Source organism: Spirillospora sp. NPDC047418 (genome assembly GCF_040643275.1).
Lineage (GTDB): Bacteria > Actinomycetota > Actinomycetes > Streptosporangiales > Streptosporangiaceae > Spirillospora.
Map to the genome: position 1 here is coordinate 21,120 of NZ_JBEYTW010000105.1, position 9,762 is coordinate 30,881.

The window sequence follows — 9,762 nt, forward strand, 5'->3', positions numbered from 1 at the left end:
TCACAGCGGGAAGGGGGTGGGGCGCTTGGGGCCGCGGCCGTCGCCGGAGGAGCGGCCGGTGGCCCGGCGGCCGATCCACGGGACGAGGTAGGTGCGGGCCCAGCGGACGTCCTCGCGGCGCAGGGTGAGCCAGTCGGCGCGGTGGCCGGGCGGCGGCCAGGGCTCGCGCCAGTCGCCCTCGGCGGGGACGCCGACGACGCCCGCGACCAGGAGGGCCATGCGGCGGTGGCCCTCCGGGGACAGGTGGAGGCGGTCCTCGTGCCAGGCGCGGGGGTCGTCGAAGGCGCGCAGCGGCCACAGGTCGACGACGTCGCAGCCGCGGCGGTCGGCGATGGCGCGCAGGTGCATGTTGTACGTCGCCGCCTTGCCGCGGATGCGCGAGCCGGAGCGCAGGCCCCGGGTGTCGAAGCCGGTGAAGATCACCACCCGGGCGCCGGTGCCGCGCAGCCTGCGGACGGCGTCGTCGAACACGACCGCGAGCGCGTCCGGGTCGGCGCCCGGCCGGATCATGTCGTTGCCGCCCGCGCAGAGCGTGACGAGGTCGGGCGCCAGCTCGACGGCGCGCGGCACCTGGTCGTCCACGATCTGGCGGACGAGCTTGCCGCGGACCGCGAGGTTGGCGTAGCGCAGGCCGGGGCTCGCCGCGGCGATGTGCTCGGCCAGCCGGTCGGCCCAGCCGCGGAACGTGTCGTCCTCGCCCGGGTAGGGGTCGTTGAGGCCCTCGGTGAAGCTGTCGCCGATAGCCACGTACGTCCGGATCTGCTCCATTTCGCTCATCGCGACCCCCAACACTGATTCATGGTCAATCACGAGGATTAATCATGCATCGTGCATACGACTTACGCGACCGTAACCGCGGCCGGGCCCCCGCCGGCCCCGCGGCCGGGCGTCAGGTCCAGCTCGGCGACGTGCTGCCGGGCTGCGCGGGCGCGGCCGCGTGCGACCCGCCCGCGTGCACCGTCATCGCGTGCTTCACCAGCGTGATCAGCACCTGCTTGGTGGACTCGCGGCTGCGCGCGTCGCACTGGACGATCGGCACGTGCGAGCTGATCGACAGGGCGTCGCGGATGTCCTCGACCGCGTACTGGAACTCGCCGTGGAACCCGTTGACGCCCACCACGAACGGCAGGCCGAGCTCCTCGAAGTAGTCCACCGCGGCGAAGCAGTCCTCCAGCCGGCGGGTGTCGACCAGCACGACGGCGCCGATCGCGCCGCGCACCAGGTCGTCCCACATGAACCAGAACCGGTGCTGCCCGGGCGTGCCGAACAGGTACAGGATCAGCTCGCTGTCGAGCGACACGCGCCCGAAGTCCATCGCGACCGTGGTGGTCGTCTTGTCCGGCACGGCCGACAGGTCGTCCACGTCGGCACTGGCGGCGGTCATCACCGCCTCCGTGGTGAGCGGCATGATCTCCGAGACCGAGCCGACGAAGGTGGTCTTCCCGACACCGAAGCCGCCGCCGACGACGATCTTGACCGAGGTCAGCTCGGCCTCTCCGCCGTGCGGCCCCGGGGGCGGAACCTGGTCAGAGCTTCCGAAGGCCACTGAGCACCCTTTCTAGCAAGCGGAGGTCCGGCTGTCCGCCGGTGGTGGTGGAGGACTGCGACTGGTGCAGGCGCAGCAGTCCCTCGACGGCCATGTCGGCGACGAGCACGCGCGCCACGCCGAGCGGCAGGCGCAGCAGCGCCGACACCTCGGCCACCGAGCGGGCCGACCGGCACAGGTCCATGATCGCCCGGTACTCCGGGGTCAGCACGGCCACGTCCCGCGGCGGATACGGCGCCGCGGTGACCAGCGCCTCGATGGCCAGGTCGTAGCGCGGTTTCGTGCGCCCCCCGGTCACCGCGTAGGGGCGCACCAGCGAACTGGCCTCGCTCTCCTCGCGTTCGGGGGGACGCCCCGGCGCCGGTGCGCGGCCCTGGTCACCGGGCCAGCGTCCGGGGCCGCCAGGACCGCCCGGACCGCCTCCGTAGTGACTGCCTCGATCCATGTCGCCGACCTCCGTCAGAGTCAGTCACGGTCAATAGCGGGCGGGGCCGGCACCCATCTCGGTGACCGGCGGCCCCGAGTACGGCGGCTGCTCCTGGGCGCGCAGCGCGGGGGTCAGCACCCGGCCCACCCGCTCCACCAGCAGCGTCATCTCGTAGGCGACGAGCCCGAGGTCGCAGTCGGGCGCCGCCAGCACCGCGAACACCGAGCCGTTCGTGATGGACATGACGAACAGCAGCCCGCGGTCCATCTCGACGACGGTCTGGTTCACCCCGCCCGCGTCGAAGATCTTCGCCGCGCCCTGCGTCAGGCTCATCAGCCCCGAGGCGATCGCCGAGAGCTGGTCCGCCCGCTCGGGCGGGAAACCCGAGGAGTAGGCCATCGGCAGGCCGTCCGAGGAGACCACGACGGCGTGCGCGACCTTCGCGACACGGTCGGCGAAGTTCGTCACCAACCAGTTGAGATCCTGCCCGCTCACCGGGTGCCTCCTGTCTCGCCGTCGCCCTCTGACGGCACCTCACCTGACGTGCTTCCGCCGCGTGCCTCGTTGCGCCCCCTGTGGACGCCGCGCTGCAGGCTCGCGAAACGGTTGCGTACGAAGTCGGCCGAATGGCCGGGGTCCTGCTGGCCCTGCACCTGCTGGCCCGGCGCCTGCCGGCCCTCGGGCTGTTGTCCCTGCACAGACTGCCCCTCACCGGGCCCGCTCGGCAACGGCCCGCCGGGCGGCGGTACCGCCGGCGGCTGCGCCGGGGCGGCCGTCTGAGCGCCCGTCTGGGCGCGGCCGACCGCGCCGGGAACGCGGTTCTTGCCGGGCACCCGCTTGGGCAGCCCCACGTTCGTGCGGGACGTCGCCACCGGCCGGCGGGCGGCTTCGGCGGCGCGGAAGCCCGCGTCGGCGGGCGACTCCCAACCCTTCACCGGATCCTCCCCGGATGTGCCTCCGGACCTGCGCTGGAACCATTCGGACTGCATCGCGTCGAAGATGGGCGACCGCTCCGGGCCGCGCGGCGGCGCCGCCGGCTCGGGCCGCGCGGGCGGCGGAGCCGCGGCCCGCATGGCCGGCTCGGGCGGCTCCGGGGCGTACTCCGGCGCGCGGGCCGGCGGCGCGCCGTCGGCGTAGCCGTTGGAGTAGCCGGCCGGCGCCGGGCCGGAGTCGCCGACCGGGATCGGCCCGGTCTCCCACGGGATCTGCCGCGCCGCGCCGGGCTCGGGCACCATCGGCTGCGCCTCCGGCACGACCGGCTGCGGTCCGGTGCGGCCGCCGGGCCGGTAGACGCCGTTACTCCCGGCGGATCCGTGCTCGGCGGGGTCCTGGACGCGCTCGGCGCGCGGCTGGAAGAGCCCGTTCGGCGCGCCGTCGTCGGACGGGCGGCCCGGCAGGTGCGCGCCCGGCTCGCGGACGGGCAGCTCGCCCGGCCGGCGCGGCTGCTGCCCGTCGCCGGGCTGGTACGGGTCCTCGGCCCGGCGGTGGCGCTCGCGCGGCGGACGCCGCTCGATCGGCGGCACCGCCGACTGCGGGCCGGTGCCGGCGAACCCGCCGCCGACCGGGATCGGGCCGGTCTCGCCGATGACCGGCTGGGCGTCGGTGCCGCCGCGGACGGGCCGCAGCGGGCCGGTGCCGCCGACCATCGGATGCCCGCCGGTGCCGCCGCCCGCCGGGGCGCCCATCGGCTGCCCGGCGGGGCCGTAGCCGTCCTGCCGGAACGCGCCGCCCGGCGCGGCCGGCGGCTCGGCGGCCGTCGTGGTGAGCGCGGCGAGCTGGCCGGCCGAACCGGACTCGCGCGGCCCGAGCCCGCGGGCGGCGAGGCCGCCGGAGTCGCCGGGCGTGACGGCGCCGTCCGGCAGCACCACGAACGCGGTGAGCCCGCCGCCCTGCGCGGCGCGCAGCTCCACCCGGACGCCGTGCCGGACCGCCAGGCGGCCGACCACGAACAGGCCCATGCGGCGAGCCGCGGAGAAGTCGATGACGGGCGGGTTCGCGAGCCGCCAGTTGGCCTGCTCCAGCTCCTCCGTCGACATGCCCACGCCGTTGTCGGTGATCTGCAGCATGCAGCCGCCGCCGCTGAGCATCTGCCCGGAGACGGTGACCTTGGTGTGCTCGGAGGAGAACGCGGTGGCGTTCTCGACCAGCTCGGCCAGCAGGTGGACGAGGTCGTTGACGACGGGGCCGGCGACCGCCATGTCGCCTTGAACCCGCAGCGCGACCCGCTCGTACTGCTCGACCTCGGACAGCGACGCCCGGACGACGTCGATGAGCGGGACCGGCTTGTTCCAGCGCCGCACCTGCTCCTGGCCGCCGAGGACGAGGAGGTTCTCCGAGTTGCGCCGCATGCGGGTGGCCAGGTGGTCCAGCCGGAACAGGTTGGCGAGCTGCTCCTCGTCGCGCTCGCTCTGCTCCAGCTCCTCGATCAGCCGCAGCTGGCGCTCGATGAGCGACTGGCTGCGCCGGGAGAGGTTGACGAACATCGCGTTGATGTTGCCGCGCAGGACGGCCTCGTCGGCCGCCAGCCGGACCGCCTCGCGGTGGACCTCGTCGAAGGCCCGCGCGACCTGGCCGATCTCGTCCGTGGAGTCGATCTCGATCGGCTCGACCTCGATGCCGCCGGCGGCGGCCTCCGGGTCGCGCAGCCGGTCGACCAGGCCGGGCAGCCGGGTGCTGGCGACGTCGAGCGCGCCGGACTGCAGCCGGCGCAGCGGCCGCACCAGCGAGCGGGCCACGACGATGACCGTCGCCAGCACGATCGCGAGGACGAGGAACAGCAGGATCCCGTCCCGGATGGCGTCGGCCTGCGCGTCGGACTCGGCGTCGTGCGCGGAGACCGACAGGTCGGCGGCGATGCTCTGCTCCACCGCGCGGAGCTTGTCGACGCGGGACCCGGAGTCGGTCGTCCAGCCGCGCGCGACCTTCGCGCCGAGCTTGGCGTTCAGCTGCGGGGACCGGTCGGCGATGTTGAGGGCGCGCAGCCGGGTGAACTCGGCGCGGTCCAGCTCGGGGCCGGTGACGGTGTCCTCGAACAGCTGCAGCTGGGCCGCCGTGGCGGAGCTGCGGAACGCGGCGATGCTGGTGTTCATGTCCGCGCGGGCGTCGTCGACGGAGTCGCGTTCGAGCGGCTCGAACCGGCCCTGCCAGAGCGCGGAGGCGATCAGCGCGCGCTCGCGGGACGCGGCGTCCTTGGCGTTGGCGAGGTCGGCGAGGGCCAGCGCGGTCTGCGCCAGCTCGGGCGTCGGCGCGTCCTGCGAGATCAGCAGGTGGAAGCTCGTGAAGTCGTCGATGAACTCGCTGTACTTGTCGATGATCGGGCCCGCCGCGAGGCGGGCGGCCAGCTGGCGCAGCGACGGGAGCTCGGTGACGCGGTTCACGACGTTGCCGAGCACCAGCTTCATCGCGGGCGAGTCGGCCTGGACGTCCGCGGCGGCGTCGCGCACCTTCCGCGCGGCGGAGTCCACCGATTCCTGGCGTGATTTCAGCGCCTCCGGGCTGACGGCGCGGGAGCCGCCGGCAGCCCTTTCCGCCATCGCGTCGCGCTCGTTCTCGACCTCGTGCGCGAGAGCGGTCAACTGGTTACCCAGTGTGGCCAGGTTACCTGTCCGCGCATAGGCGTCGGCGTTGTCCATCGACACCGAGACGCGGTAGCCCGCCAGCAGCGCGGCCACGATCGTGGGTACCGCGATGAGGGCGAACAGGCGCGTGCGCACGCGCCAGTTGCGCAGCTTGAACCGACCTGCCAGGGAAACCCTCCTCGGGGCGTCCTCGCTGGCAGGCGGGGCTGGCTGAGGGGACTGCGGGACCGGCTCGGCCCCTTCGGCTTTGCGCACTGCCCTCCGCTACCTCTCCATGGATCGACCGCTCGCGGCGCACGGTTCCCGGTCACGAACCTGAACGGGATTCGGGTCGCGGCACCTGTCCGCACCACTGCGGGCAAGCGCCGAACATTGCAACACAGAGCCACCATCATGGCCAACCCGAATGATCACACAGGTCTGGACTTGTGATGCAGAGGATACGAATGTCACTGCCTGTTGACGTCTGTTCACATTTATGCATGTAAAGCTCACATCTCGCCCATGACGCCCCCACGGTGCGCTACGCTCCCCGCTCGTTGAAAGATCAGCTTTCAGCCAGCTTCCCCCCGCAAAATGGAGCGTTGCTCATGTCTGCTTCCCACCGCCGCGCGACCGTCAGTGGTGCGCTCGCCATCGCGGTAGCGCTCACGGCGGTCGCCTGTGGCGACTCCGATGACAAGAAATCGGCCAACGGCCTGGAGAAGTCCAACATCACCCTGGGCACCATGACCGTGGCCGACACCGCGCCGGTGCAGCTCGCGATCAGCAAGGGCTACTTCAAGGCCGAGGGCCTCAGCGTGAAGACGCAGGTCATCCAGGGTGGCGCCGCCGGCATCCCGCTGCTGAAGAGCGGCCGCCTGGACTTCAGCTTCGGCAACTACGTCTCGCTGCTCACCGCCGCGACCAAGGACCCCGGCTTCAAGCCGATGATCGTCGCCGAGGGCTTCCAGAGCGCGTCCAAGACCCACACGCTGATGGTGCGCAAGGACTCCGCCTACCACACGATCAAGGACCTGGCGGGCAAGAAGATCGCCGTCAACACCAAGCGCAACATCAGCACGCTGCTGGTCCGCGCCGCCGCCCAGCCCGAGGGCGTGGAGTTCGACGAGGACAAGAACTTCGTCGAGGTGGCCCCGCCCGCCATGGAGCAGGCCCTGAAGTCCAAGAGCGTCGACGCCGTCCAGGCCATCGAGCCGTTCGGCACCCAGATGCAGGAGACCATGGGCGCCCGCATGGTCTCCGACCTGTCCAGCGGCCCCACCGCCGACTTCCCGATCGCCGGCTACGCCGCCACGGAGAAGTTCACCAAGGAGAACCCGAAGACGGTCGCCGCCTTCCAGCGCGCGCTGACCAAGGCGCAGGGCGAGTGCGCCGACCGCAAGGTCGTCCAGGACATCCTGCCGACCTACGCCAAGGGCATCGACGCCAAGGTCGCGTCCACGATGAGCTACGGCACCTACCCGACCTCGCTGAACGCCACGCGCCTGCAGCGCGTCGCGGACTTCATGCAGCAGTTCGGCTACGTTGACAAGCGCATCGACGTCAAGCAGTACATCGCCGCGCCGTCGTCTTCATGAACCTTCGCCGCATCGCTTTCGGCGCCGCCGGGGCCGCAGGAGTGGTCGCCGTCCTCGAGGTCATCAGCCGTACCGGCCTCGTGGACCCGACCGCCCTGCCCCCGGCGTCGGTCGTTCTCCGGGAGGCCGGCAAGCTCGCCGTCGACAGCGAGTTCCTCGTCGACATCGGGGCGACGCTCAAGGCATGGTTCGGCGGGCTCGCGCTGTCGGTCCTGGTGGCCGTCCCGCTGGGCGTCCTGCTCGGCTCGGTGCCGTTCCTCGGCACCGCCGCGCGCGCCCTGGTCGAGCTGCTGCGCCCCATCCCCTCGGTCGCGCTGATCCCGCTCGCCATCATCCTGTTCGCCAGCCCCACGCAGATGAAGATGTCACTGATCTTCTACGCCTGCCTGTGGCCGATCCTCATCAACACCCTGTACGCGCTCCGGGACGTCGACCCGGTCGCGAAGGAGAGCCTGCGCAGCTTCGGCTTCGGGACGCCGGCCGTGCTGTGGCGGGTGTCGCTGCCGAGCGCCGCGCCGTTCATCGCCACCGGCATCCGCATCGCCGCCTCCGTCGCCCTCATCGTCGTGATCAGCACCGAGCTGCTGGCCGGCGGGTTCAACGGCGTCGGCATCTACCTGGCCGACACCCAGTCCGGCGGCGGCCAGACCGACCTCATGCTGGCGGGCGCCGTGTGGGCCGGAGTCCTCGGCCTGCTGGCCAACGTCGCGCTGCTCGCGGTCGAGCGGGTCGCGTTCCGCTGGCAGACCGCCCGGGTGGAGGGGGTCGCATGAGCGCGGTCCACGAGGGGACGCCGGTCACCGCCGCTCCCCGGCAGGGAGCCGGCGTGAAGGTCCTGAAGGGGCTGCTCGGCTTCGCGGCGCGGGCGTGGCTGGTCGTCGTCGCGCTGGTCCTGTGGGAGGTCGTCACCCGCGCGGTGAACGAGACCTACTTCACGCCGCCGACCAAGATCGTCACGACGCTGCACGAGCTGTGGTTCTCCGGCCCCGCGTCGCACCTGTTCCTCACCGAGGACGCGGTGGACGACTTCTCCACCAGCCTGGCGCACCTGTTCGTCGGCTGGGCCGCCGCGGGCGCGGTCGGCGTCGTGGTCGGCGCGGCCATCGGCCGGTCGCGGACGATGAACGACCTGTTCGACCCGGTGCTGCAGTTCCTGCGCGCCGTGCCGCCGCCGACCCTGGTCCCGTTCTTCATCATGGTGTTCCAGCTCGGCGCGACCATGCAGATCGTCACGATCGCGTTCGGCGTGGTGTGGCCGGTGCTGCTCAACACCGCCGACGGCGTCCGCACCGTCGACCCGCTGCAGCTGGAGACGGCCCGCGTGTTCGGCATGGGCCCGATGCGCAGGCTGCTGACCATCGTGCTGCCCGCGGCGGCGCCGAAGATCTTCGCCGGCCTGCGGGTGGCGCTGTCGTTCGCGCTGATCCTGATGGTGATCTCCGAGCTGTTCGGCAGCACCGCCGGCATCGGCTCCGAGCTCATCGGCGCGCAGCGCACCTTCGAGCTGCCGCGGATGTGGGCCGGGATCGTGATGCTGGGCATCCTCGGCTTCCTGTTCAACGCCGTGTTCATGCTGCTGGAACGGCGCCTGCTGGCGTGGCACGCGGGTGCGCAGAGGCTCGCGAGTTGACGATGACCGCCACGCAGACGAACCTCAAGACGAACACACGAGAAGAGGCGGCCGCGATGCTTCAGATAACCGGCCTCAACCACTCCTACGCCGACGGGCACCTGGCCCTCGACGGACTCGACCTCACCGTCCCGGACGGCGAGATGGTCAGCATCGTCGGCCCGTCCGGCTGCGGCAAGTCCACGCTGCTGCGCTGCATCGCCGGGCTGATCCGGCCCACCGGCGGGACGCTCACGCTGAACGGCAGGCCGATCGACGGGGTGCCCGACGACCTCGCCGTGGTCTTCCAGGACTACAGCCGCTCGCTGTTCCCCTGGCTGACCGTCCGCGACAACGTGGCGCTGCCGCTGCGCCGGCGCGGGAAGTCCCGCGCGGAGCGGCGCGCCGCCGCCGAGGAGGTCCTGGAGTCGGTGGGCCTCCCGGACGCGGGGCGCAAGTACCCGTGGCAGCTGTCGGGCGGCATGCAGCAGCGCGTCTCGATCGCGCGGGCCCTGGCCTACCGCCCGTCGCTGATGCTGATGGACGAGCCGTTCGGGTCCGTGGACGCGCAGACCCGGGAGGACCTGGAGGACCTCGTCCTGCAGGTGCACCGCAAGGAGAAGATGACGATCCTGCTCGTCACGCACGACATCGACGAGAGCGTCTACGTCGGCGACCGGGTCGTGGTGCTGAACCGCTCCCCCGCCCGGGTGCACGCCGACCTGCCGGTCACCCTGCCGTCCACCCGCGACCAGATCGAGACGCGGGGCCTGCCGGAGTTCGTCCGGCTGCGCGCCGAGGTCGGCCGGCTGGTCCGCGGCGGCGCCAAGGTGCCGGGCGCGGCGCCGGCCGCGCCGCAGGCCGGCGCCGGGGCCGCGCTGGGGAGCAAGCCGGCGAAGTGAGGACGGCCGCCCGGAGCGGCCTGCGACCGGACACCGGGGCGGGGGGGGGGGCCCGGGGGGGGGGGGGCGCCCCCCCCCCCCAGGGGGGGTGTTATTGGGGGGGGGGCCGCGCCGGAGGCA

The 9,762-nt window shown here is 72.6% G+C and carries 9 protein-coding genes; 4 read left to right on the forward strand and 5 right to left on the reverse strand.

Annotated features, from left to right (window positions below; genetic code table 11):
- The 5 genes from ABZ806_RS38370 to ABZ806_RS38390 form a co-directional block, all read right to left on the reverse strand.
- Window positions 1–768 (reverse strand): SGNH/GDSL hydrolase family protein, encoded by a 768-nt coding sequence (locus ABZ806_RS38370; protein ID WP_500223292.1) that lies wholly within the window; start codon window positions 766–768, stop codon window positions 1–3.
- 121 nt (window positions 769–889) lie between these two features.
- A complete protein-coding gene (locus tag ABZ806_RS38375; RefSeq protein ID WP_500223294.1) occupies window positions 890–1,486 on the reverse strand; it encodes a GTP-binding protein in 597 nt (198 codons plus the stop codon).
- 40 nt (window positions 1,487–1,526) lie between these two features.
- Window positions 1,527–1,991: a DUF742 domain-containing protein gene (locus ABZ806_RS38380; protein WP_500223280.1), complete on the reverse strand. Its 465-nt coding sequence runs from the start codon at window positions 1,989–1,991 to the stop codon at window positions 1,527–1,529.
- 30 nt (window positions 1,992–2,021) lie between these two features.
- Window positions 2,022–2,468, reverse strand: a complete 447-nt coding sequence (locus ABZ806_RS38385; RefSeq protein ID WP_067635689.1) for a roadblock/LC7 domain-containing protein — start codon at window positions 2,466–2,468, stop codon at window positions 2,022–2,024.
- Window positions 2,465–5,686: a sensor histidine kinase gene (locus ABZ806_RS38390; protein ID WP_500223283.1), complete on the reverse strand. Its 3,222-nt coding sequence runs from the start codon at window positions 5,684–5,686 to the stop codon at window positions 2,465–2,467. Before ABZ806_RS38390 ends, ABZ806_RS38385 begins: the two co-directional genes overlap by 4 nt.
- A 455-nt stretch (window positions 5,687–6,141) precedes the next feature.
- Between ABZ806_RS38390 and ABZ806_RS38395 the strand changes: the two genes are divergently transcribed.
- Genes ABZ806_RS38395 through ABZ806_RS38410 form a run of 4 tightly spaced genes read left to right on the forward strand, consistent with a single transcriptional unit; the run spans window position 6,142 to window position 9,642 of the window.
- Window positions 6,142–7,131, forward strand: a complete 990-nt coding sequence (locus ABZ806_RS38395) for an ABC transporter substrate-binding protein (RefSeq protein WP_500223284.1) — start codon at window positions 6,142–6,144, stop codon at window positions 7,129–7,131.
- Window positions 7,128–7,904, forward strand: a complete 777-nt coding sequence (locus ABZ806_RS38400; RefSeq protein WP_500223286.1) for an ABC transporter permease — start codon at window positions 7,128–7,130, stop codon at window positions 7,902–7,904. The genes ABZ806_RS38395 and ABZ806_RS38400 overlap by 4 nt, the downstream gene beginning before the upstream one ends.
- Complete coding sequence (locus ABZ806_RS38405; protein ID WP_500223287.1) at window positions 7,901–8,761, forward strand: ABC transporter permease; 861 nt, start codon at window positions 7,901–7,903, stop codon at window positions 8,759–8,761. Before ABZ806_RS38400 ends, ABZ806_RS38405 begins: the two co-directional genes overlap by 4 nt.
- Before the next feature lie 2 nt (window positions 8,762–8,763).
- Complete coding sequence (locus tag ABZ806_RS38410) at window positions 8,764–9,642, forward strand: ABC transporter ATP-binding protein (RefSeq protein ID WP_500223289.1); 879 nt, start codon at window positions 8,764–8,766, stop codon at window positions 9,640–9,642.
- Window positions 9,643–9,762 lie beyond the last annotated feature (120 nt).